The organism is Maribacter sp. ACAM166, assembly GCF_005771495.1.
In the GTDB taxonomy this organism is placed as follows: Bacteria; Bacteroidota; Bacteroidia; order Flavobacteriales; family Flavobacteriaceae; genus Maribacter.
This window is the reverse complement of sequence record NZ_VAUW01000012.1, coordinates 19,287-43,226: the sequence shown is the minus strand read 5'-3', so window position 1 is coordinate 43,226 and position 23,940 is coordinate 19,287. Positions and strand designations below refer to the sequence as shown.

18 protein-coding genes and 1 tRNA gene are annotated in these 23,940 nt (G+C 33.7%); 14 read left to right on the top strand and 5 right to left on the bottom strand.

What is annotated here, in order from left to right:
* Nucleotides 1–2: 2 nt before the first annotated feature.
* Nucleotides 3–458 (bottom strand): hypothetical protein, encoded by a 456-nt coding sequence (locus tag ES765_RS10280; RefSeq protein WP_212744229.1) that lies wholly within the window; start codon nucleotides 456–458, stop codon nucleotides 3–5.
* Nucleotides 459–566: 108 nt separating this feature from the next.
* Here ES765_RS10280 and ES765_RS10275 point away from each other — a divergent pair, with 108 nt between their 5' ends.
* The 4 genes from ES765_RS10275 (at nucleotide 567) to ES765_RS10260 (ending at nucleotide 4,437) form a co-directional block, all read left to right on the top strand.
* Complete coding sequence (locus ES765_RS10275; protein ID WP_171017279.1) at nucleotides 567–1,025, top strand: hypothetical protein; 459 nt, start codon at nucleotides 567–569, stop codon at nucleotides 1,023–1,025.
* 9 nt (nucleotides 1,026–1,034) lie between these two features.
* Nucleotides 1,035–1,724 (top strand): SGNH/GDSL hydrolase family protein, encoded by a 690-nt coding sequence (locus ES765_RS10270; protein ID WP_138113876.1) that lies wholly within the window; start codon nucleotides 1,035–1,037, stop codon nucleotides 1,722–1,724.
* A 657-nt stretch (nucleotides 1,725–2,381) separates the two neighbouring features.
* Complete coding sequence (locus tag ES765_RS10265; RefSeq protein ID WP_138113874.1) at nucleotides 2,382–2,816, top strand: nuclear transport factor 2 family protein; 435 nt, start codon at nucleotides 2,382–2,384, stop codon at nucleotides 2,814–2,816.
* A gap of 55 nt (nucleotides 2,817–2,871) precedes the next feature.
* The gene (locus tag ES765_RS10260; protein WP_138113872.1) at nucleotides 2,872–4,437 is read left to right on the top strand and encodes a M28 family peptidase; all 1,566 of its coding nucleotides are present in this window, start codon (nucleotides 2,872–2,874) and stop codon (nucleotides 4,435–4,437) included.
* A 134-nt stretch (nucleotides 4,438–4,571) separates the two neighbouring features.
* Here ES765_RS10260 and ES765_RS10255 read toward each other — a convergent pair.
* Nucleotides 4,572–4,647, bottom strand: a tRNA-His gene (locus tag ES765_RS10255).
* A 154-nt stretch (nucleotides 4,648–4,801) separates the two neighbouring features.
* Here ES765_RS10255 and ES765_RS10250 point away from each other — a divergent pair.
* Both ES765_RS10250 and ES765_RS10245 read left to right on the top strand, forming a co-directional pair.
* Entirely contained in the window at nucleotides 4,802–6,850 is a 2,049-nt protein-coding gene (locus tag ES765_RS10250; RefSeq protein ID WP_138113870.1) for a tetratricopeptide repeat-containing sensor histidine kinase, read from the top strand.
* A gap of 281 nt (nucleotides 6,851–7,131) precedes the next feature.
* Entirely contained in the window at nucleotides 7,132–9,201 is a 2,070-nt protein-coding gene (locus ES765_RS10245) for a tetratricopeptide repeat-containing sensor histidine kinase (protein WP_138113868.1), read from the top strand.
* Here the strand turns inward: ES765_RS10245 and bshB1 are convergent.
* Together bshB1 and ES765_RS10235 are read right to left on the bottom strand one after the other, a co-directional pair.
* On the bottom strand, nucleotides 9,198–9,914 hold the full coding sequence (gene bshB1 / locus ES765_RS10240; RefSeq protein ID WP_138113866.1) for a bacillithiol biosynthesis deacetylase BshB1: 717 nt from the start codon (nucleotides 9,912–9,914) through the stop codon (nucleotides 9,198–9,200). The two genes, ES765_RS10245 and bshB1, sit on opposite strands and share 4 nt — an antisense overlap.
* Nucleotides 9,915–9,950: 36 nt before the next feature.
* On the bottom strand, nucleotides 9,951–11,105 hold the full coding sequence (locus ES765_RS10235) for a trans-sulfuration enzyme family protein (RefSeq protein ID WP_138113864.1): 1,155 nt from the start codon (nucleotides 11,103–11,105) through the stop codon (nucleotides 9,951–9,953).
* Between the two features lie 361 nt (nucleotides 11,106–11,466).
* On the opposite strand from ES765_RS10235, the gene ES765_RS10230 reads away from it, so the two are divergent.
* The gene (locus ES765_RS10230) at nucleotides 11,467–12,735 is read left to right on the top strand and encodes a M14 family metallopeptidase (protein ID WP_138113862.1); all 1,269 of its coding nucleotides are present in this window, start codon (nucleotides 11,467–11,469) and stop codon (nucleotides 12,733–12,735) included.
* A 1-nt stretch (nucleotide 12,736) separates the two neighbouring features.
* Here ES765_RS10230 and ccsA read toward each other — a convergent pair whose 3' ends face one another.
* Nucleotides 12,737–15,916 carry a cytochrome c biogenesis protein gene (ccsA, locus tag ES765_RS10225; protein WP_138114066.1) on the bottom strand — a complete coding sequence of 1,060 codons (3,180 nt, stop codon included), beginning with the start codon at nucleotides 15,914–15,916 and terminating at the stop codon, nucleotides 12,737–12,739.
* 136 nt (nucleotides 15,917–16,052) lie between these two features.
* Here ccsA and ES765_RS10220 point away from each other — a divergent pair, with 136 nt between their 5' ends.
* The 7 genes from ES765_RS10220 (at nucleotide 16,053) to ES765_RS10190 (ending at nucleotide 23,933) form a co-directional block, all read left to right on the top strand.
* Nucleotides 16,053–16,811 (top strand): Rossmann-like and DUF2520 domain-containing protein, encoded by a 759-nt coding sequence (locus ES765_RS10220; protein ID WP_249356316.1) that lies wholly within the window; start codon nucleotides 16,053–16,055, stop codon nucleotides 16,809–16,811.
* A complete protein-coding gene (locus ES765_RS10215) occupies nucleotides 16,804–17,331 on the top strand; it encodes a KdsC family phosphatase (RefSeq protein WP_138113860.1) in 528 nt (175 codons plus the stop codon). The genes ES765_RS10220 and ES765_RS10215 overlap by 8 nt, the downstream gene beginning before the upstream one ends.
* 2 nt (nucleotides 17,332–17,333) lie before the next feature.
* Nucleotides 17,334–17,921, top strand: coding sequence for a Maf family nucleotide pyrophosphatase (locus ES765_RS10210; protein WP_138113858.1), 588 nt, complete (start codon nucleotides 17,334–17,336; stop codon nucleotides 17,919–17,921).
* Between the two features lie 30 nt (nucleotides 17,922–17,951).
* Entirely contained in the window at nucleotides 17,952–18,902 is a 951-nt protein-coding gene (locus ES765_RS10205; protein WP_138113856.1) for a septum formation inhibitor Maf, read from the top strand.
* Between the two features lie 4 nt (nucleotides 18,903–18,906).
* Nucleotides 18,907–19,476, top strand: a complete 570-nt coding sequence (locus ES765_RS10200; protein WP_138113854.1) for a mechanosensitive ion channel domain-containing protein — start codon at nucleotides 18,907–18,909, stop codon at nucleotides 19,474–19,476.
* Between the two features lie 80 nt (nucleotides 19,477–19,556).
* Nucleotides 19,557–22,088 carry a PIG-L family deacetylase gene (locus ES765_RS10195; protein WP_138113852.1) on the top strand — a complete coding sequence of 844 codons (2,532 nt, stop codon included), beginning with the start codon at nucleotides 19,557–19,559 and terminating at the stop codon, nucleotides 22,086–22,088.
* A gap of 111 nt (nucleotides 22,089–22,199) precedes the next feature.
* Nucleotides 22,200–23,933: a sodium:solute symporter gene (locus ES765_RS10190; RefSeq protein ID WP_138113850.1), complete on the top strand. Its 1,734-nt coding sequence runs from the start codon at nucleotides 22,200–22,202 to the stop codon at nucleotides 23,931–23,933.
* Nucleotides 23,934–23,940 lie beyond the last annotated feature (7 nt).

Here is a 23,940-nt window from a genome sequence, read left to right as displayed (position 1 = left end):
GATTACCTGTTCAATACTGCTTTAGACATTCCCAGTAAACACAATGAATTAATTTCAATTGTCTTTACCGGGAATTTCTTTTTTACATTGAAATCAAAAAATCCAACAGCATCTTTAAAAAGCTTTTTTCTTTTTCGCTGTTTTCTTTTTTTGAAAATATCAATCGTAACACCTACTGTTGCACCGCCCAAAACTGTAGCTAGCAAGTCGGCATTGTCCCAGCCACCATATTGCTTTTGATCAATACTTTCTTTTGCCAAACCAATAAGTAAACTACCACCGAGTGATCCTACAAATGTCCAAGTTCTATCACCATCTGAAATTTCACTTGCAATACCTGCACCTACCAAACCATAAAGGGTCCCACCTAAAAAATGAAGTGCCTTATCACTACCTATTTGTCCGTACATACTATGTATCGATAAAAGAATAAAGAAAATGGATACTGATTTCATCATAGTTGGTAAAGATAAAAATTCTAAACTATAGTCTTAAAAATTTACAGCTTCCCCAATGTTAACGTCTCATTGGATTTAAATTATAGTATCTTAGAATTTTAAAAATATATGGAATTAAAGAATTTTATTAAAAGCCTATCGATTATGCATTTGTTTTTAGTCGCTGGTCTAAGCATTTTCACTATTTGGGTCATCTTTCAAATTAATAGTTTTAATACGAGTACCACTGGTGAGAATCTATACCTCTTCGTTGTTCCTATTTTTGCGTTATTAGGATATTTTGGAAGTCAATTGATCTTTAAAAAGATGATATCAAAAATAAAACTTCCAGAGCGATTGGATAAAAAGCTAAAAAAATATCAATCCGCTTTACATTTAAAATACGTACTAATTGAAGTACCCGCATTTGTAGGCCTGTACGTTTATTATAATTCAGGAAATGCACTTCCTTTGGTTATCTCTATTTGTCTTTTAGCATACCTGTTTGTGCAAAAACCAAATAAAGGAAATATAATTAAAAGTATTCCCTTAACGCAGAACGAAATAACTGAAATACAAAACACATAAACGAATAGAATGAAAAAATTCAATAAATTAACTATCGCCTGTATGTTATCCCTATTCGGATTAACCTTTTTACATGCTCAAGATTGGGCAGATTTAAACCATTTTAAAGATGCTAATGAAAAATTACCTGCCGCACAACAAGATGATAATCGTATTGTCTTTATGGGAAATTCGATTACTATTGGCTGGTTAAACCTAAGGCCAGAATTTTTTAAGAACAAAACCTATGTTAATCGAGGTATTAGCGGACAAACGACCCCACAAATGTTACTGCGTTTTAGACAAGACGTCGTTAATTTAGATCCGAAAGCAGTTATACTATTGGCTGGCACTAATGATATTGCAGGCAATACTGGTCCTTCTACACTAGAAATGATTATGGACAATATTAAAGGTATGTCAGAAATAGCAAAAGCGAGTGGTATAAAAGTAATATTGACCTCTACCCTACCTGCGTACGATTATCCATGGAAACCAGGACTGGAGCCATCCGGTAAAATAATTGCACTAAATAATATGATTAAGGAATATTCAGAATCTCAGGGCCATATTTATGTGGATTATTTCTCTGCAATGGTTGATGATCGTAATGGATTGCCGAAAAAATATGCGGAAGATGAAGTACACCCTACAGTAGCTGGGTATAAAGTAATGGAACCTTTAGTTGAAGCTGCGATAGCGAAAGTCATTAAAGAGTAGTTCTAAGGCTATAATATCCGAACCTTATTTCATAATGTATCATCAGTATTACTGATATTTTCATCGTAAAACACATCTCATATACATGTCCTTTATGGTATATCAGAGTTGTTTTCGCATGTACCTTAAACCAATGATGGGTAACGTAACATTGCGAAACTAACTTCTTTCCATTGAAATCACTTTATCATCTAATAATGAGCCTTCATTAAAGATGTTGCATTCTATAATTTTGTATAAAAACCATGCGTAATGTGCTACTGGTTTAGAGAATGGAATAGAGCTGAGTTTGTAACTTTTGACGCGTTACTATGAACTTCATAACACAGCGAGTCACTTAACGCATATAAAAACCTTATTTCAGTCATTTTATTCCTAGGAGCCCTATTTGCCTTTCTTTTTATACACGTATTCCTGAAACAAATCTGAATTCATAAAATTGAGCTATTTGTTTAAGAAATAATTGGAACAGTTCTATTCGGGGTTAAACCTGGGTGATATAAACAAGGCAGAAATACTGTTATCTCTATCTGCTATCATGCTATAAACGAATATCCTTTATAAAGGTGATAGCAAAAGGAATTAGAAAAGGTTAAGCTCAACAATCTAATTAATCTAAAATGGTTTCGTACTTTAATAATGACAAAAATAAGTATAATGAAAACGATAGTAATAGCAGTAATCACCTCTGTTTTGATATGTTCATGCGCCTCAAAAAACAATCTTGTTCAAGACAGTAACGAGATTATGAATATTTTAAACCAACAAGAAGAAGATTGGAATAACAATGATTTAGAGGGTTTTATGGAGGGATATTGGAAATCAGAATCACTATTTTTCTATAGTGGCGCCAAACTAAAATCTGGTTGGATAACCACACTAATGAGTTATAAAAAGAAGTATCCCGACAAATCTTATGCAGGTACTTTAAACTTTAAAATCATCAAAATATCCCCAATAAATACTGGCGCTTATTTCGTAATGGGTGAATATGAACTTATTAGAGAAGTTGGCGATGCCAATGGAACGTTCATGATTATTTTCAAGAGAATCGATGGGAAATGGAAAATCATTGCTGATTCTTCTTGTTGACAAGAATTAGTTCTTAAGTTTTGATTATTTTTGAGAAATTTTTATAGATATATAAATGAAAAAAATACTATTTCTATTGGTCTCTTTGGCCATTTCGTGCAACTCATTCCAAAAAACGGTCAATGAAAAACCGGCTGACGAAGTTTCCGATATAGTTCCCGTAACCACTTATGGCGAATCGATTACAGAGAACGAACTAAAAGAACATTTATACACGTATGCGTCTGATGAGTTTGAAGGAAGGGAGACAGGAGAGCCTGGTCAAAAAATGGCTATTGCGTATTTAAAGGCAGCATATGAAAAATTAGGTATACCACCAGCAAAGTCAGATGGTACTTACTTTCAAGAAGTACCTTTAGAGATTAGTAGGCTTCCTATTGGTAAACTAAGTGTAAAGGGTAAAGATTATAGTATTGGAGAACATGTATTGACCTTTGGCGCTGCAAATGCTTCATTTAATGAAATCGTATATGTAGCATACGGAATTGAAGATAGCTCCTATTCAGATTATAGTAATGTTTCTATTGAAGGAAAAATAGTGGTTCTTAAGGCTGGCGAGCCAAAAAACACAAATGGAACCTACAAAATATCAGGTACTTCAGAACAATCTATGTGGAGCAATAGGTCAGAATCATTGACAAAGAAAATTGAAATTGCCGTAGGTAAAGGAGCGAAAGGAATTCTGTATTACGATACAGATAACTTCAATCGTTTTAAACGAAGATTTGAAACGATGAAAAGTAATGAAAATGATAAAATGGAGCTCGTGAATACTAGTGCGCCTGAATTCTTTAGTTTATTCATTGATAAAGAATTGGCAAAAGCCATTCACCCTTCTATTGATACTGATAATACTTCAATAGTATTGAAAGAAGACTTACAATTGAGTTTTGAAAGTTCAAATGTTAAAATTTCGTCAGAAAATGTCGCTGCATTCATTAAGGGTACCGAAAAACCTGATGAATATCTCGTTATATCTTCACATTTAGATCATATAGGAATTTCTGAAAATGGTGAAATAAACAATGGCGCTGATGATGATGGTTCAGGTACGGTAGCACTATTAGAAATTGCGGAAGCATTTAAATTAGCCTCAGATGCTGGTAATGGTCCAAAACGGTCTATTTTATTCTTGCATGTTACCGGAGAAGAAAAAGGGCTATTAGGTTCTCAATATTATACTGATGTTGATCCTATTTTTCCATTAGAAAAAACTGTAGCAAATTTGAACATCGATATGATTGGTAGAATAGACCCAAAGCGTAAAGGAGACCGTAATTATATCTACCTAATTGGTTCAGATAAGTTAAGTACTGAACTTCATAATCTCTCAGAGCGTATTAATAAGAAATATGCAAATGTAGAATTAGACTATACCTATAATGATGAAAACGATCCTAATCGTTTTTACTATAGAAGTGACCACTATAACTTTGCAAAGAATAATATTCCAATTATTTTTTATTTTAACGGAACTCATGATGATTACCATCAACCAGGCGATACTCCAGACAAAATAAATTATGATCTTTTACAGAACAGAACAAGACTTATTTTTTACACTGCTTGGGAAATAGCCAATAGAGACAACAAAATTATAGCGGACAAAGTGACCAAATAGATTTATAATTTAGACAAAAATAAAGCCTGATAGTTTAGATAACTATCAGGCTTTTATGGTTTTACCTTCAATAAAAATAAGTGTTAAAAATAAAAAAGTCCTGGATTAAATCCAAGACTTTCTATTTGCTTTTAGGGTGGAAGACCGGGTTCGAACCGGCGACCCTCGGTACCACAAACCGATGCTCTAACCAGCTGAGCTACAACCACCATTTGTAAGCGAGTGCAAATGTAATTTTTTTAAATATTTCTCACAAATAATAAATCACATTTGAATAAATATTTCATTTTAATGATTACTTATTTTTTTCTAATTAAATTAGTCCATAATTATTCACGCCTTCTTGTAACGCTCAAAAGATTTAATGATATTCATCCCCCGTAATAAAAATTACTTATTTTTTCTTGTATTTGTCTGTATCAACTTCAATACTGCTGTTGCGCAAGTGGATAGTATACAATTTTTTCAAAAAAAAATTACTGAACTTTCCCAAAGTCCTGACTTTACTGAAAATGAGGTTACCTATATTAATCTCTTAAACAACTTATCATATCAATTAAGATATACCGGACGGGACTCTATGCAGTTGCTGGCAAAAAAAGCACTAGAATTAAGTAAGCTTAATAAGTATAAAAAAGGGGAACTTGAAGCTTTAACAAATTTTTCTGCTTTTTATCTTTATCAAGGTAACACCGAAAAGGCTATACAATATGGCCTAGAAGTCTTAAATGAAAAAGAGTTAGTAGATTATCCAAATAAGGAAATGAAGGCTTACAACCAACTAGGTCAAGCCTATTTCATCAAACAGGATTACCCTTTAACTTACACTCATTTTTTACATGCCTTATCACTCGGAGAGAAATTTAACAATGAAGTTTATATATTTAGAATGAACATGAATTTAGGGACTATGTTCAATCTGTTAGAGGATTATGATGAAGCCATAGTATTTTATTCCGCTGCCCTTAAATCTTCTAAAAAATTGAACGATACGAATGCCGATGCAATGCTATCCAGTAATTTAGGGTATCTCTATATACAGAAAGGAGAATTTAAAAAAGCAGAAGCTTTATTGAATAATAGCATCAAATCCTTTGATAATCAAAAAATTAATGAGTGGCAGGCTTTTTCTTATGCTACATTAGGTCAACTAAATATAAAGTTAAAGAATTTCAATAAAGCTTTAGTTAACTATGAAAAAGCACTGAATATTCAAAGTTCAATAAATGATATAAAAGGGCGAGCTGATATCTATTATGGTCTTGCAAAAGCTAATATTGGTTTGAAAAACTTAGATAAAGCTGAGGAATATAGTAATGAAAGTCTCAGACTTTATACATCATTTCAACTCAATACCGGTCTAGAAAGATGCTATAGAATATTATATGAAATCAAAAAAGAGCAAAACCAAATTTCAAAATCCTTAGAATATCTGGAGATAACAGAAAAATTGGCGAATGATATCTCTACGGAAAAGAATAAAAGAAATTTAAACATGCTCAATGCTAAGTTAAATTTTGAGAAGGAAAAAGATGGCCTAAAAGCAAAAAACGAATTAGCTTTAAATCAACAACGTAAATATGTAAAATGGGCATTGGCCGCATTATTGACCTCTTTGATAATAGTTTTAATTATACTAAATTCAAATAAACGAAAAAAGATATTAAATAAAAAACTAGAAAATCAGGCTATTATTTTAACTAAAAATCAAAAAACGCTTTCTCAGATTAACAGTAATCAAGATAGACTTTTCTCTATAGTAGGTCATGATCTTAGAGGACCAATCATTGCACTAAAAGAACTACTTAAATTATATCTAGAAGATCCAGAAGGCAAAGATTATTTCGAAAAATTTGCTCCTCAAGTAGATAATGATTTAGAGCATGTTCTATTTACCATGGATAATTTATTGCATTGGGGAAAAACTCAAATGACAGGAAACGTAATCAATAAAGAACGTATAACTATCAAACAAGAATTAGAAATTATATTACAATTATTTAGAAACGAGATAGAAAAAAAATCAATTTTAGTAAAAAATCAATTAAAAGATAACCATTTTGCTTTTGCTGACCTTGATCAGTTCGGTATAGTATTTAGAAATTTAATTAGTAATGCTATTAAATTCACTCCTAAAAATGGTAAGATTACCGTATCTTCTATAATAAGGGATACAAAATTAGTAATTCAAATTTCAGATACTGGTATAGGTATGACCGAAATGACCGTTCGGAAGATTTTTAATAATACTGAACATTTTTCTACTTATGGTACTAACCAAGAAAAAGGTACCGGTTTAGGATTACGATTGGCTAAAGAAATGCTAGTACTGAATAGTGGTGAAATTTCAGTAAAGAGCGAGCCCAATTTGGGAAGTCAGTTTATTGTTGAGCTACCGATTTCTACCATTTAAGTTATCATGATTGTGTTTAAAACGTTTTCTATACATCGTGTTTCTAAATTTATAGTCTACTATAGACCGTAAGTTTCTAATTCTAAATAACTTATTTGAAACACGATTAATATCGCTAATATTTCGAGGCTAAAATTATATTTCCTCGACAAAACGCAGCCTTTCTTCGTTCAAACACACAGTAAATAGCATTTCACAACATAATTTATTTACCTCTACCCTTGTCACTTACATTTAGGTCATAATTATTAACTTAACCTATGAGTTTTAAGTTGTTGAGAATGTTTATACAATACTACCTGTCTTATGGTAGCCTTATTGTATTATTAGCATTCGGCATAACATCAAATTCACTACTGGCACAGGGTATAAAAAGAGATAGTCTGTTAAAAGAGTTACATATTAAGCGGACTACGGCTAATTTAACTTCCATAGATACACTGTTTATCAATAATATTATAGAGTTAGCCAATGAATATCGTCATCATGATTTAGATAGTTTACTTAGCCTAAGCCAAGAGAGTCTTAAATTAAGTAAAAAAGCATCTTTCATAAATGGACAAATTGGTTCCTATAGAAATATTGGTATATTCTATTCAGATAAGGGAAATATAGATCAGGCTATTTATAATTATAAAAAAGCAAACAATTTAGCAGATAATCATAAGAGTCTACACTTAAAAGTTGAAACACTTAATGATTTATCTACAGAATATAATTATCAGGGTAATTATGCACTCGCACTAAAAGGGTATTTAGACGCCATAGAGATTGCTGAAAAATTAGATTTCAAAAGTTTTCTTTCAATTATTAATGAAAACATAGCACAATTATATCTCGACCAAAAGGACTATAAACATGCAATGGTCTTTTTTAAAAAAGTTAACGCTATAAATGAAGAAATTGGTAATCCAATTTATATGGCCGAAACTATGAGTAATATGGCTTCTGCTTATGCTGATATGAATGAATTGGAATATGCCATGTTCAACATAAATAGTAGTATTACTATTTTTGAAAAAGAAAGAATTCTAGAATGGTTGGCTTATTGTTATGAAACAAAAGGGAAGATATACTTAAAAATGGGTAAAAATACATGGGCGCTCTATTGGTATAAACAGAGTGAGTTGTTGCATAAAGAAATTGAAGATGATCGTGGTAAGATTGCATTATTAAATGGCATGTCTGAAGCCTATTTTAATATTAGAAAAGACAGTGTATCAGAACTATATGCATTAGCGGCTTTTGACCTATCTAATAAAATAGGCCTACGTACCGGTATTAAAAATTGCACCTATCAATTATTTAAAATTTATAAAAACAGAGCAGATTATAAAAAATCGCTGTTGTATCATGAAATTTTCCAGGAAACTTCCAAATCTTTAGCAAAATCAGGTAATGAAAAAGCGCTGAATATACTAAAAACTAAAATGGAGTATGACCAACAAAAAAAACAATTGATAATAGAGAATGAAAAAGCTTTAGCCAAGCAAAAAACATATATATATATATTTGTGATCATTTTGTTTATCTTTTTGGCCATTGTTCTTATAATTCGTAGAAATGAGCAAATTCAGAAAAAATTAAATACAGAATTACTCTCTAATAAATTAGATCTTGAAGAAAAACAAGAATATCTAAATGAATTAAATCAAACTAAGAATAAATTGTTTTCAATTATAGGTCACGATTTAAGAGGGCCTATAGGTGCATTTCAAGGTCTTTTAAGATTATTCAAAGAAGGTGAAATGACCAAAGACGAATTCTTGAATTTTGTACCTAAACTCAAGATTGATATCGATACAATATCTTTTACCTTAAATAACTTATTGTCTTGGGGTCAGACACAAATGAATGGTTCTGCGACGACACCTATAGCAACAAACTTGTATAGTATAGTTGAAGAAAATATAGCACTTTTATCTGAAATTGCAGAGTCAAAATCTATTAAATTAATTAGTAGAATTGAATCGAATTGTCAAATTTGGGCAGACTTTAATCAAGTAGACATCATTATAAGGAACCTGCTTAGCAATGCCCTAAAATTCACCCCTAATAATGGTCAAATTATTATCGGTGCTATTCAAAAACTTAAAACTTGCGAAATTTATATAAAAGATAATGGAATGGGTATGAGTGAAGAAACCATGGGTGAAATTTTTAAAATAGATTCTAACCATACTACGTATGGCACTAATGATGAAAAAGGTACAGGTCTAGGTTTATCTTTATGCAAGGAAATGGTTGAAAAAAATAAAGGAAGAATCTGGGTGCATAGCTCCTTAGGTAAGGGGTCTAGTTTCTATTTTACCATGCCAAGATTTATCAAACCTAATAAAAAGTCTGCTTAAATTAAATGATCCAGCGAATCTACCGCAATCAATCTTTCTACCGTAAACCCTTCACCATAATCGGCACCAACTAATCGCCCTAAGTCCTTTGCCCTATAATGAACACTCTCCATAAACGTTTTACTACTTATTGGTGTTTCTGGTTCATTGCTATTTGGGTCATGAAATTGTGATGAATAGGCTAAAATAGCACCTGTCTTTACCGCTATAAAATCACTTATATCCACAACAAAATCTGGTGTTAAATTTTTCCACTGTATATAATGATAGACAAGTTTCGGCCTCCATTCTTGTTGAGACTCCACTCCTATTCTTGTTTCAATACGTCGCAAACCACTTAAAAAACAGGCATCGCTTACTAATTTACTTGCTTTGCCATGATCTATATGTCTATCGTCTATAGCATTGCATAAAATGGTATGAGGTCGATATTTCCGAATTATCTTGATGATTTCCATCTGATGGACTTCATTGTTTAAAAAAAATCCATCTCTAAATTTCAAATTTTCGCGAACTGTAACGCCTAGAATTTTACCCGCCGCAGCAGATTCCTTATCCCTTATTTCTGCAGAACCTCTTGTTCCTAGTTCCCCTCTGGTAAGATCTATTATACCTACTTTTTTTCCTAAAGAAATTTCTTTGGCAATGGTACCTCCTGCTCCAAGCTCCGCATCATCTGGGTGCGCCCCAAAAACTAAAATATCCAACTTCATTCTCTATTTTTAAATTTTTTTTATGGAAACTTGTGATTACTTTTTAATAGCATCTAATGCTTGCAAAATATCTTCTTTTAAATCTTCCACTTCCTCAATACCTACGGAAAAACGAATTAATCCGTCAGCAATACCTTGACTTGCACGTACCTCTGCACTCATTAAAGCATGAGAAGTTTTTGAAGGTGATAAAACAGTACTTTCTACTCCGGCTAAACTCATAGAAGGTTTTATCAACCTAAGTGCTTTTTGAAATTGAGAAGCATCTAAATTTGGTGCTAACTCAAATGAAAGCATACCTCCAAAACCTTTCATTTGTTTTTTTGCTAATACATAATCTTGATGCGCAGGTAAACCAGGGTAATAAACTTTTTCAATATCAGTATTACCCTCAAGAAAATAAGCCATCGCCAATGCATTTTCATTTTGCGCTCGTACACGAATGCCCATTGTCTTCATACTTCTTTCCAACAGCCAAACGGTATAGTCACTAAGGCTGCCTCCGAAGTTCTTTGCTAGTTGGAAAATACGCTCCATATTCTTTGCACTCGAAGCAACCGCTCCTGCGCAAATGTCAGAATGCCCTCCCATATATTTAGTAGCACTATGAATCACAATATCAATTCCGAAATCAATGGGATTTTGGTTCACCGGACTCGCAAAGGTATTATCTATTATGGTAGTTAACCCATGTTTTTTAGCGATAGATGCGATTGATTCCAGATCGGTAATTGTTAAAAGTGGGTTTGAAGGAGTTTCTATATAAAGCACCTTAGTGTTCCCTTTTATTTCTGCTTCAAAAGCTTCGGCGTTCCATCCTTTGGTAAAAGAATATTCAATTCCGTATTTACTAAATTCTTCATTTACCAAGTTATAAGTGCCACCATATAACGTCTGTTGCAATACAACATGGTCACCAGCTTTTAAAAACGCCATTAAAGCTGTGCTTACCGCAGCCATACCACTACCAAATATTAAGGCAGATTCTGTATGTTCTAATGCAGCAATTTTTTTGCATAGTCCTTCTTGATTAGGCGTATTAAAGTAACGTGGATATCGTTTTACATCTACATCCTCATATGCATAAGAGGTACTCATATAAAGTGGAGAAACAGCTCCTTTGTGTTGCTTATCCTCCAGTTCTCCTATATGAGTGCATATAGTATTTAAACCTTTTTTTTTTGAATTCATTTATAATATATTATTGATAATAAAGATAAGGAATAGTCCGCAAAGAACCTTATTGTAAAGGCTTAAGGTTAAAACAACAGATTTAAATTATACTTCTAATATGTTTACTTAGTCGGCAATTGATTAATGCAAAATAATTTAATTTTTATTTAATCATGAACAGCTCATATTATGATAATTAAAAAAATAAAAAAGCCCCCTTAATTGGGCTTTTGTTCTAGTGAATCCATATTATTTTAGTTTGGAAGTGATTTTTAAATTAATCTCTTTCATTTTTTGTGAATAGTTTTACAGTACATAATTACATTTACTTCGTAGAACCTAGATTAGTTTTACCATTAATTACACAGAATACTCCATAATGATAAAAAGAATCCTTTATACTACTTTTTTACTAACAGTCCTTACAGCCTGTAAAAATCAAAAACCTGTTACAACTGGTTATCAAGGTCAAGGTAAAAGTGCGATTGTATCCACTTTATCAAAACCGGTACAAAAGCAATGGAAAGGAGTTTGGTCATTTGATAACGAAACTACTTTTTTTAGTAATAATTTTGAGAGCGGAAGGCTAAATGGTATATCTGCAGACGGTAATGACCATTTTACGGCATTGATAACAGCCGAAAACACACCAATCAATGTTAGCCCTTGGTATGCTTTTAACGTTTGGTCTTCTACACCAAGAACCATTACTATAAAAATGACCTATCAAGATTCACGAAGTAGGTACTACCCTAAAATCAGTCAAGATGGGGAGAATTTCACACCTTTAGATAGTGTGAATTTTCATGATATAAATCCTGGAAACGGCACATTTGGTATTAGTGCAGCACCAGAATTCATTGAAATTAAAGTTGAAGTTAGCCAAGAACCTACCTATATATCTGCACAAGAGCTTTATGGATCTACACGAGTAAAAAAATGGATTGATTCCCTATCCACCAAGACATTTATTCAGAACTACGAAATTGGTAAAAGTAGAGAAGATAGAGCCATGAATTTGATGGAGGTAAGTGCTGATACCCGCAAGAAGGCGGTTATGGTAATTTCTAGACAGCATCCACCAGAAGTAACCGGATTTCTAGCCATGAAGTCATTTATTGAAACCCTAACAGGAGATTCGCCAAAGGCTCAAAAATTTAGAGCTAATTTCGATTTATTCGTAGTGCCTCTAATGAATCCCGATGGTGTAGATAACGGCAACTGGCGTCATAATATGGGCGGTATAGACCTAAATAGGGATTGGCAAGATTTTAATCAGCCGGAAACTAAAAGTGTTCGTGATTTTCTAATTAAGAAGGAAGCTCAAGGCTACGAGTTTGTCTTTGGAGTAGATTTCCATTCCACTTGGGATGATATTTATTACCCCATTGATTCTACAATTATTGGAGAAAAGGGAGACATCGTGTTTAACTGGATAGAGAATATCAGTGAACGTTTACCCCAAAAACAAACGAACATTAAACCGTCTAAAGAAATAAAACCGACAATGGTATCCCGTAATTACTTTTATGTTAATCACGATATGCCGGCTATTGTTTTTGAACTAGGCGATAATACCCCAAGAGATTTTCTAAAGCTAAAAGGTAAAGTAGCTGCCGAAGAATTAATGGATTTATTGTTAGAATAATTTATTTACTGTAATTCACTTTATAGCGCCAATAGCTTAAACCTCCCAAAGCAATTACTCCTGCTACTAAGTAATAAATAAACACAGGTGTAATAACCTGTGCACCACTGGCATAGCTATGCAACCCTACTAAGTAAAAGTTTACTCCAAAATAAGTCATCATAATACTACCAAAAGCCACCACACTCATAAAGTTAAACATCCACTTACTCCTTAAACCCGGCACCAACCTAGTGTGTATTACAAAAGCATAAATCATAATTGATACAAGTGCCCAAGTTTCTTTGGGATCCCAACCCCAATAGCGTCCCCAGCTCTCATTGGCCCATTGACCCCCTAAAAAGTTTCCTATAGTCAACATAACTAGCCCAGTTGTTATAGCTAATTCAGTTATTATGGTCAGCTCTTTAATATTGATTTCCATACGGGCCTTGTTCTTTTTGGTGGTCAAAATCATTAGAATCAAACTAACAAGCCCCAATATCATCCCAACGGTCAAAGGACCATAACTACCAACAATAACCGCAACATGAATCATAAGCCAGTAGCTATCTAAAACAGGCACTAAATTACCAATAGACGGATCTACCCAACTTTGATGTGCAATCCATAATAGCATAGCTGTTACAAAAGCAGAAGCGGCAATAGTCATATCACTTTTACGGCCTAAGGCCAAGCCGATACCCATTGTAGCCCATGATACATATAAAATACTTTCGTAGGCATCACTCCACGGTGCATGGCCAGAAATATACCATCGTAGCACCAAACCAGCTGTATGCCATAAAAAGAATACGATAATGGTTCCTTTAAATAAATAAATCGCCACGCGCCAAATAGAATGGTCTTTAAAAATTTGAAAAACTAAAATAAAGAACATTAATAATCCAACTAGGGCGTAATATTTATATAGCTTATTGAAAATATTCAAGCGGTTATAAACAACCTCAGTTTCAATTCTATTAGTTGATGGTAAAATCTCGCTACCATGGTTCAACTGATTTTGTTGAAATGCGGCTAATAATTTATCAGCTTGTGCATAATCACCACTTGCTTGAGCATTACCCAAAGTCATTAAATAATAAGGCAATGCATTCTTAACAAAATTACTATAGAGCGAATCTCTAATTTCGTGTTGCCCTCCTCTATATTCTATGGCAGAAATCCATTTATTATTTTCATCATCCAATAAGGGAAATATCTTTACAATATCTTGTCCTAATGCTTGATTCAAAAGACTTAGTCGAATATTAGCATCTTTAAAATCTTGTTGAAATTTATTCGGATTCGTAGTAGCTGTAGCTTCTCTTAAAAAAGGCTCCAGTTTATACTGTCCTTTTTTATCAAAAAAATCGGTTGCCTTCACATATTTCTGCCCTTGTGGCACTCCGATAATTTTCCGAATACTATCATTCTGTGCCTTTTTGTCCAAGGCGATAAACTCCGTGTTATACCACACAGCAGGGTTCATCATCATAGAAAGCAATATCTGATCAGAATTATAGCCTAAATAGGTATCCTTCAGACTTAACTTACGTAGTAATTCTGATGAAAAAGTGTTGATAGGCTTCATACGCCCACCCTCATCTTGAATTACTAATTTTCCGAATTTATCAGCATGTTCTTGGCCGATCATACTTGTTTTCAGTAATGAATCGATTTGCTCCTTACTAGGAGCAACTTGATGCCCTTCATCTACAGTATGTTGTTCTTGACCATACAATGATGTAGATAACATCAACAAAATGGCTAGGCCACTAAACATTTTTTTCTTTTTAACTTTTAACTTGTCTAATGAATTTGCTAAATCTCTAAAACGAGTTTTTCCAAAAAACATAATTGCCATTAAACCTATGTACAGTAAAAAATAACCTGTATACGTTATCCAAGTACCCCAGAAATCGTGATTCACAGATAATGTGGTTCCTTTTTCATCAGGATCAAAACCAGATTGAAAAAACCGATATCCTTCATGATCTAATACATGATTCATAAATATGTCATAATCAAAAGGACGTTCATCATCGATAGTCACCCTACTCATAAATGAAGCATACCCTTTTTCTGTTCCAGGATATTTCTCGGCAATAAAATCATTTAATTTTATCCCAAAAGGAAGCTCATACACTTTTGAACCATAACGAACAGAAAAATTTAATCCGCCTACATTAATCTTTTCACTGAAATCTGAAGGACCTTTACTTCCTAACACTTTAATTTGTTTGGTCTCTCCATTAGAAGAAATATCAAAGACCATTGCATCTTGATCTATTTCAGTTTTCTCAGCTTCAGGTATTTCAACAATACCATAGGAGCCTTGCGCTAATGAATCTGGAATCACAAATTGCATTCCAGCTGTATTATATAGCGAACGTAATTGAAGCGGTTGCAAACTATCCTTAACCAAAGTACCTTGAAACTGGTCTGCCATACGCATAAAACTACCATCAAAAGGTGCAAATATTTGATAAACAGCGTCGGTAGTTTTAATATTTATGGCACCATCTGTATTCTTATTCAATGCAAATAAAACATTATGAATACTTGCCACTTTGCCATCTTCTAAATAATGTTCATGGCGTTGGCCGTCACCAGCTTCTACTATTTTTAAATACTTATTTCCATTTTCATCAGGTAATAAACCTTCTTTGGCTCCTGAAATAAAATCAACATATGATATTGTAAAGTCTTCACCATTAAAATCTGCATTCCAAGGTAAGTTAGATTTAATAGCTTCGGAGGTAACGATCAAGTCATCTTCCAACACTTTTCTTCTTGCTTCACCCGCTATTTCACCATCTACAAATACGGTTAAAAACGTTTTATCAGAATAAAATACATTCTCCGTTTTACCTTCACGAATAGGCATCATACCCTCAAAACTTATATAACGGGTAACGAATGCACCGATTATAATTAAAATCCAAGAAAGGTGGAGTGTTAAAACAGGCCATTTTTCTAATCTCAATAAACGGTACTTAGAAATATTACCCGCAAAATTGATTACAAAAAACACCATGATAGCTTCAAACCATAATGCATTATAAATCCAAATTCGTGCGGTTTCTGTACTATACCAGCTTTCAATGAATGTACCAAATGCCATTGCAGTCGCAAAAACGATAAATAGAATGGACATTAATCGTGTAGAAAAGAATATTTTTTTGAACATTTCCGTCATGGAAGAAAGGAGTTGATTTTCAAGATGCAAAAATACGATCTTTTCACCATTAACGTATGCCTTAAGTGTCTTTAAAAGTTAAACAAGGATGTTAATTTTTATATAATTGGTACAGCGATAATCTTTGTATTTTTACATGATGATAACTATCGTTTTAGTTGGTACGGGCAATGTGGCTCAAAATCTTTTTCAAGCGTTTTACAATGTCGCCGACATAGAGGTTAAACAGGTAATAGGGAGAAACGAAAATCATTTATCGTTTGCCAAAAACAAAGTTTCGATCAATACAGATTTCAATCAAATACCTACTGCTGATGTTTATATTCTAGCAGTATCAGACGATGCGATAGCTTTAGTTGCAGAGAAGTTTAAAAATTCAGGAGGATTAATTGTTCATACTTCTGGTGGCACAGCGCTAGAGGTTATTGGCAACCAGAATAGAGCAGGCGTATTCTATCCATTACAGACGTTCACAAAGGGTAAACTTATTTCTTTTGATGACATACCGATATGTCTTGAAGCTACTAATAAAACCGACCTTCACCTTTTACAAATACTAGGGAAATCTTTAAGCAAGACTGTAGAACTACTAAATTCAGAACAACGTAGAACACTGCATATAGCAGCTGTTTTTGTAAATAACTTCACGAATTACATGTATACTATTGGAGAAGAAATTTGCGCCGAACACATGGTCGATTTTAAATTACTACACCCTTTAATCAAAGAAACAGCCGCCAAATTAGATGATTTATCACCCAAAGAATCACAGACGGGACCGGCGAAACGTGGCGACCAAAAGACATTACAAAACCATTTAAAATTTATAGAGAACAAACACCAGCGAGAATTATACACGCTATTGAGTAATGCAATTAAATGTAAACATGGATAAGAGTTATAAAGAGTATTTAAAAGACATAACAACATTTGTTTTTGATGTTGATGGGGTTTTCACCGATGGTAGTCTATTAATCACTACAGACGGTGAAATGCTTCGAAAAATGAGTGTTAAAGATGGCTACGCTTTAAAAGTAGCACTTAAAAAAGGGTATAATGTTTGTATTATTACCGGTGGCACAAATGAAGGTGTTCGAAGTCGATTAAAAGCGCTTGGGGTAACCGATATCTATATGGGAGCCCATCATAAAATAGATGCATTAGAAGAGTACATGGACATCTACCATATTGACGCTGAAAATATTTTATACATGGGTGACGATATTCCTGACATTCCCCCAATGAAAGAAGTAGCCATTGCTACGTGTCCACAAAATGCGGTAGCTGAAGTAAAAAGCATAAGCAATTATATATCACATATCAATGGCGGTCATGGCTGTGTGCGTGATGTTATAGAACAAGTGTTAAAAGTACGTGGCGATTGGATGAGCCACTTTAGTGCTGCAAATGATTAACTATGTTAAAGGAAAAACTTAAAAATCATCATGTTATTTTGGCTTCAGGATCCCCAAGAAGGCAGCAGTTTTTCAAGGAAATGGATCTAGATTTTGAGGTTCGGTTAAAATCTGTAGAAGAACTATATCCTTCGGAATTAAAAGCTGCAGAAATATCAGATTATCTAGCCATATTAAAAGCAGAAGCTTTTAAAAATGAGTTAGAACTTAATGATATTTTAATTACTTCAGATACGGTCGTTTGGCACAAAGATGAATCATTGGCCAAAGCTTCAAATAACCTTGAGGCTGAAATAATGCTTGAAAAATTATCTGGAGATTGGCACCAAGTCATTACCTCTGTTTGTTTTACAACATTTAAACGACAAATAATATTAAATTCAACTACAAAGGTGAAATTTAAAGTATTATCACAAGAAGAAATACAGTACTATATTGAACACTATAAACCTTTTGATAAAGCAGGCGCATATGGTATTCAAGAATGGCTTGGATTAATTGGTATAGAAAAAATAAAAGGCTCCTATACCAATGTAGTAGGCTTACCAACACAAACTGTCTATCAAACCTTATCCTCCATAGTGGAGTAGCACATTAATAATTTTACAAAAAAGGCAACTATGAATATTTTTAAGTTTTATTCAATTATCACTGTCGTATTTGCAATGGTCGTTTTATCATTAACATCGTGCAAAGAGAAAACTGTAGACAAGATTAATAAATTGGACATGGGCGCCATCGAACAAAAGCCTGAAGCGCCTAAAAAGCAACTTTCACAAGAATTTAAAGACTTTTGGTATGCAGGCAATGCAGAAGTAACCTCTTATAAATTGCAGCAAGCAAGATATGGCGAAATTAGGAAAGGAAAAGCGGTGCTAATTTATGTGACCGAACCATTTTTATCAGGGTTACAAGTAAAAGCTGATACGAATGACTCTAGCAATATTCCTGTGCTAAAACTAAATTCCACTAAAAACTATTTAACAGGTATTTACCCTTACTCTATTATGACGAGTAGTTTTTACCCTGTTTATGATAATCAGCATGCCCTTAAGGTTACTTTTTCATCACAAGAATGGTGTGGTCATGTCTATGCTCAATTGAATAATAGAGCTGATTATGAAATTATGTCCCACTCCTACTTTGGAAGCGAGGCTGACCAAAATTTTCTTCTTGACAAATCAGATTTAGAAAATGAAATTTGGAATAAAATACGCATCAACCCGGGTGGTCTACCAACCGGAAATATCGAAATAATCCCTTCCTTAGAATATATAAGGCTTAACCATAAAGAGTTAAAAGTATATAGCGCAATAGCTACGATAACCAAATCGGGAGCAAACACTATATATCAAATTACCTATCCAGAATTAGAACGTACGTTGAAAATAAATTTCCTAAGTGAATTTCCTTACACCATTGAAGGTTGGACAGATACATATAAAGATGGGTTTGGTCAAAAAGCGATTGTATTAACTTCTACAGCAACAATAATTAACAGGATTACAACACCCTATTGGCAACAGAATTCAAATAAGGATTTATCTTTGCGTGATAGTTTAGGGTTATAGTCATATGAGAAATTTCATTGCCAATCATCACAATGAGCTAATTTATAGTCTGGTTGTATTTATAATTATCCTTGTTTTAAAATTTCTTTTTACTACTGGTGTACGGAAGGTTAGCAAAATCAGTGATTTTAATCCCGTTCGAACTAACTTAATTATTAAGTTTATTAATATCGCCCTTTCGATTATCGCAATAATTGCACTTACCTTGGTATGGAGTGTTAATTACAAGGATTTAGGTGTATTATTATCCTCTGTATTTGCAGTAATCGGTGTTGCCCTCTTTGCCCAATGGTCGATACTAAGTAATATTACTGCAGGCGTAATCCTCTTTTTTTCCTTTCCCTTTAAAATAGGTAATACCATCCGTATTTTGGACAAAGAACTTGTTGATCCTAATAGCAAAGATTTAGGTACGTTTGTAATTGAGGATATAAAAGCCTTTCATCTTCACTTAAGAAGAAGTAACGGTGAAATACTTACTTACCCTAATAATTTGGTGCTTCAAAAAGGTGTTGTCTTAATTTCAACCTACCTAGAAGGTGAGTTTCTAAATACGGAGGAAAAAGCTACTTGATTTTGTTAAAGAAGTCGTAAAAAAGCAACGTTGGGTACGAATCTTATTATATTTGGATTTACTACCAAAACCACCCGAAAATGCGCCATTTAATAGGATTTTTATCCTGTACCCTGCTGATAATCAATACAATTTACTCCCAAGCTCCAAAGAGTAGTTCACCTGCGGATATTTATCACTCCATCGAAAAATTAAATTTCTTAGGTACTGCATTATATATTGCGGCACACCCAGATGATGAAAATACCCGATTAATCTCGTATTTGTCAAATAATATAAAAGCGAGAACAGGCTACCTTTCATTGACAAGAGGAGATGGAGGCCAAAATTTAATTGGTCCTGAATTACGTGAATTGTTGGGTGTTTTGCGAACGCAAGAATTACTTGCTGCAAGAAGAGTAGACGGTGGTGAACAGTTCTTTACACGAGCAAATGATTTTGGATATTCGAAGCACCCGAGTGAAACCCTTGAAATTTGGAATAAAGAAGCGATTTTAGGTGATGTAGTACAGACCATTCGTAAATTTAAGCCCGATGTAATCATAAATAGATTTGATCATAGAACTTCTGGGAGTACACATGGTCACCATACTTCTTCGGCAATGTTAAGTTTTGAGGCATTTGACCTTGCAAATGATGCTACAGCTTACCCTAGTCAATTAGGTATTACTAAAACCTGGCAACCTAAGCGCTTATTTTTCAACACCTCATGGTGGTTTTATGGTAGTGAAGAGAAATTCGAAAAAGCTGATAAGTCAAACATGCTCAACATGAATGTGGGCGTCTACTACCCAATGATGGGCAAATCTAATAATGAAATAGCATCTTTGGCAAGTAGCCAACATCTATGCCAAGGATTTGGTAGATTAAGCACAAGAGGATCAGAGAAGGAATACATCGAATTATTAAAAGGTGATTTGCCCGTTGATAAAACCAATATTTTTGACGGAATAGATACAAGTTGGTCGAGAATTCAAGGGGGCAAAGCCATCGGAAATATTCTTTACGATGTACAGTCCAATTTTAATTTTAAAAACCCTACTGCACACGTACCCGCATTGTTGAAGGCGTACCAATTAATTCAAAAACTATCCGATGAACATTGGAGAAATCTTAAGAAAGAAGAATTAACCAATATAATTACGGCTATCTCGGGATTATATTTAGGAGCAACGACAGAAACATCATATGCGAACCCTGGTGAAATTGTAGATGTTCAAATCGAGGCGGTAAACAGAAGCGCTGTAATCATAAACCTAAAATCAATTTATATTAACAAGCAGAAAATTTCTTCGAAATCCGTGGTTTTGAATGATAATGAATCCTTTGATACCAAAGCGAATTTAAACATCTCGGAAACTACCAAATTCACTAGTCCGTATTGGTTAATAGAAAAGGGAACGCTGGGCACGTATACTGTTAACGATAAAGATTTGATCGGAAAACCTGAAACCCCAAGAGCATTTGTTGCAACCTTCAATCTAGAATTTAATGGGATTATTATTCCAGTAACCAAACCGGTTATGTATAAATATGCAAAACCAGATAAAGGTGAGATATACCAACCCTTTGAAATAATACCAGAAGCCACAGCCAGTTTTGCCGATAAGGTTTTGATATTTGCAGATGCTTCTTCAAAAAAAATACCTGTAATAATAAAGGCTCATCAAGATAGTATTTCTGGTAATTTAGAATTAAAATATGGAGCAGATTGGCAAGTTGATAAAAGTTCACAACCCTTCTTTATTGCTAAAAAAGGAGATGAACAAACTGTTTATTTCAATTTAACTCCTCCATCATCTGAAAGTGAAAGTACGATTTCCCCTAGTATTAAATTGAATGGTAAAGTGATTACAAAAGAATTAGTGACGATTGACTATGACCACGTTCCTACCCAAACAGTGCTATTGCCTTCTGAGACTAAAGTAGTTCGATTGAACATTCAGAAAGCAGGTGATAATATTGGTTATATTATGGGTGCAGGCGATGAAGTACCCACTAGTTTAGAACAAATTGGGTATAACGTACAACTCATTGATCCAACAACTATTACTGCCGAATCTTTAGGGAAATATGATGCCGTAGTATTAGGTATACGAGCATATAATGTAGTCGATGAATTAAAATTCAAACAAAGATTTATATTAGACTATGCCAAAAATGGAGGTACTGTTATCGTTCAGTACAATACCGCAAGTAGATGGGGTAATCAATTTGAGAATATTGCACCCTATAAATTAGAGATTTCTAGGGATCGGGTCACAAATGAAAATTCTGAAGTTGAGATTATCGCAAAAGATAATTCGTTAGTTCATTTCCCCAATGAAATAAGCCAAAATGATTTTAAGGGATGGGTACAAGAAAGAGGATTGTATTTCCCAAATAAATGGGGTGCAGAATTCACACCTATTCTAGGTATGCATGATAAAGACGAAGAAATCACAAAAGGCAGCCTATTAATTGCTCCTTATGGAAAGGGAAACTATATTTATACCGGACTAAGCTTTTTTAGGGAATTACCTGTTGGCGTACCAGGTGCGTATAAATTATTCGCTAACATGCTTTCGGTAGGTAAAGATAAAGTAGAATCCAAAGAGCAAATAAAAGGATGAAAACAGACCGTGACGAAAATACTACTTGGAAAAAAGAGTACACCATAGTTTTGGTACTCAACTTTATTTATGTCCTTATTTTCTATTATATAATGACTTCATTTAACTAATATGAAGGAATTAGATTGGTTCATACTTACTGGCACATTACTGTTTATAGTAGTTTATGGTGTTTGGAAAACCAAAGGAAGTAAAAATGTAGACGACTATGTTCGTGGCGGTAGCGATTCTAAATGGTGGACTATTGGGCTATCGGTAATGGCAACACAGGCTAGTGCAATAACATTTTTATCGACACCTGGTCAAGCATTTCATGATGGAATGGGTTTTGTTCAATTTTACTTTGGTCTACCCTTCGCTATGATTATCATATGTATGGTATTTATTCCTTTGTACCATAGAATGAAAGTGTATACCGCTTATGAGTTTCTAGAAGGTCGTTTTGATCTTAAAACACGTTCATTAGCCGCAATTTTATTTTTGATACAAAGAGGATTGGCAGCTGGAATTACCATATTTGCACCATCCATAATTCTTTCTGCTGTATTAGGTTGGGACTTACGTACCTTAAATATTATTATCGGTTCGTTGGTAATTATCTATACGGTTTCAGGTGGCACCAAAGCAGTAAGCGTTACCCAAAAGCAACAGATGTTCATCATCATGACTGGTATGTTCATCACCTTCTTTTTTATCCTAGGTTACCTTCCTTCAGACATAACCTTCAGCAAAGCAATGAAAATAGCTGGAGCGAGTAATAAGCTTGAAATTTTAAATTTTGATTTTAATACGTCAAGTCGTTATACATTTTGGAGCGGAATTACAGGTGGTCTATTTTTATTTCTAGCCTATTTCGGCACAGACCAAAGTCAGGTACAGCGCTATTTATCGGGTAAATCTATACGAGAAAGTCAATTAGGCCTTGTATTTAATGCTATTTTAAAAATACCGATGCAGTTTTTTATTCTATTGGTTGGTGTTATGGTATTTGTATTTTACCAATATAATCCATCTCCTTTGAATTTTAATCCTTCAGCAACACAAGCTGTAATGGAGTCTCCCTATGCAAATGATTATAGGCTTTTGCAAGAAGGTCAAATCACTTTAGAAGCCGAGAAAAGAATTGCTCAAAATAAGTTTTCCTCTGCATTGGAAATAAAAGAATATTCGGCCGTTGAAGAAGCTAAAATGCAAATAATTCGTATCAATCAGAAAGATAGTATTAATCGTGTCGCAGCAAAATCTCTGATTAGTCAAGCAAACGATGTTGTTGAAACTAATGATAAGGATTACGTATTTATCCATTTTATCCTAAACAATTTACCAACTGGTTTAGTGGGGTTATTACTAGCAGTCATCTTGTCTGCAGCAATGTCTTCTACCGCATCAGAATTAAATGCATTAGGCACCATTACAGCACTTGATTTATACAAACGAAATAGAACAGGAAACCTAACTGAAGCCCATTACGTTAAAGCATCTAAATACTTCACCTTATTGTGGGGTATTATAGCAATTTCTATTGCGTGTGTGGCCAATCTTTTTGATAATTTAATTCAGTTGGTAAATATAATCGGGAGTATATTTTATGGTAATGTTCTAGGTATATTTTTAATTGCGTTCTTTTTCAAATTTATAAAAGGAAATGCCGTTTTCTTTGCTGCTGTCGTGACCCAGATTATAATCTTTATAGTTTATTATTACCTCATACATATTTACCCTTCAGGTCAAGAAAAGTTAGGATATCTATGGTTGAACTTTTTCGGTGCAGCATTGGTAATTATAATATCCTTTGTTTTTGAAGCATTTGATAGAATGTTGAGGAAACCCCTAGCTACAATCTAATCAACCC

Coding starts and splice junctions, on each gene's coding strand:
- ES765_RS10205 (WP_138113856.1), top strand. CDS start 17,952: ATGAATATTTTTAAGTTTTATTCAATTATCACTGTCGTATTTGCAATG.
- ES765_RS10230 (WP_138113862.1), top strand. CDS start 11,467: ATGATAAAAAGAATCCTTTATACTACTTTTTTACTAACAGTCCTTACA.
- ES765_RS10265 (WP_138113874.1), top strand. CDS start 2,382: ATGAAAACGATAGTAATAGCAGTAATCACCTCTGTTTTGATATGTTCA.
- ES765_RS10215 (WP_138113860.1), top strand. CDS start 16,804: ATGGATAAGAGTTATAAAGAGTATTTAAAAGACATAACAACATTTGTT.
- ccsA (WP_138114066.1), bottom strand. CDS start 15,916: ATGACGGAAATGTTCAAAAAAATATTCTTTTCTACACGATTAATGTCC.
- ES765_RS10200 (WP_138113854.1), top strand. CDS start 18,907: ATGAGAAATTTCATTGCCAATCATCACAATGAGCTAATTTATAGTCTG.
- ES765_RS10245 (WP_138113868.1), top strand. CDS start 7,132: ATGTTTATACAATACTACCTGTCTTATGGTAGCCTTATTGTATTATTA.
- ES765_RS10270 (WP_138113876.1), top strand. CDS start 1,035: ATGAAAAAATTCAATAAATTAACTATCGCCTGTATGTTATCCCTATTC.
- ES765_RS10190 (WP_138113850.1), top strand. CDS start 22,200: ATGAAGGAATTAGATTGGTTCATACTTACTGGCACATTACTGTTTATA.
- ES765_RS10195 (WP_138113852.1), top strand. CDS start 19,557: ATGCGCCATTTAATAGGATTTTTATCCTGTACCCTGCTGATAATCAAT.
- ES765_RS10280 (WP_212744229.1), bottom strand. CDS start 458: ATGATGAAATCAGTATCCATTTTCTTTATTCTTTTATCGATACATAGT.
- ES765_RS10210 (WP_138113858.1), top strand. CDS start 17,334: ATGTTAAAGGAAAAACTTAAAAATCATCATGTTATTTTGGCTTCAGGA.
- ES765_RS10235 (WP_138113864.1), bottom strand. CDS start 11,105: ATGAATTCAAAAAAAAAAGGTTTAAATACTATATGCACTCATATAGGA.
- ES765_RS10260 (WP_138113872.1), top strand. CDS start 2,872: ATGAAAAAAATACTATTTCTATTGGTCTCTTTGGCCATTTCGTGCAAC.
- ES765_RS10220 (WP_249356316.1), top strand. CDS start 16,053: ATGATGATAACTATCGTTTTAGTTGGTACGGGCAATGTGGCTCAAAAT.
- ES765_RS10250 (WP_138113870.1), top strand. CDS start 4,802: ATGATATTCATCCCCCGTAATAAAAATTACTTATTTTTTCTTGTATTT.
- bshB1 (WP_138113866.1), bottom strand. CDS start 9,914: ATGAAGTTGGATATTTTAGTTTTTGGGGCGCACCCAGATGATGCGGAG.
- ES765_RS10275 (WP_171017279.1), top strand. CDS start 567: ATGGAATTAAAGAATTTTATTAAAAGCCTATCGATTATGCATTTGTTT.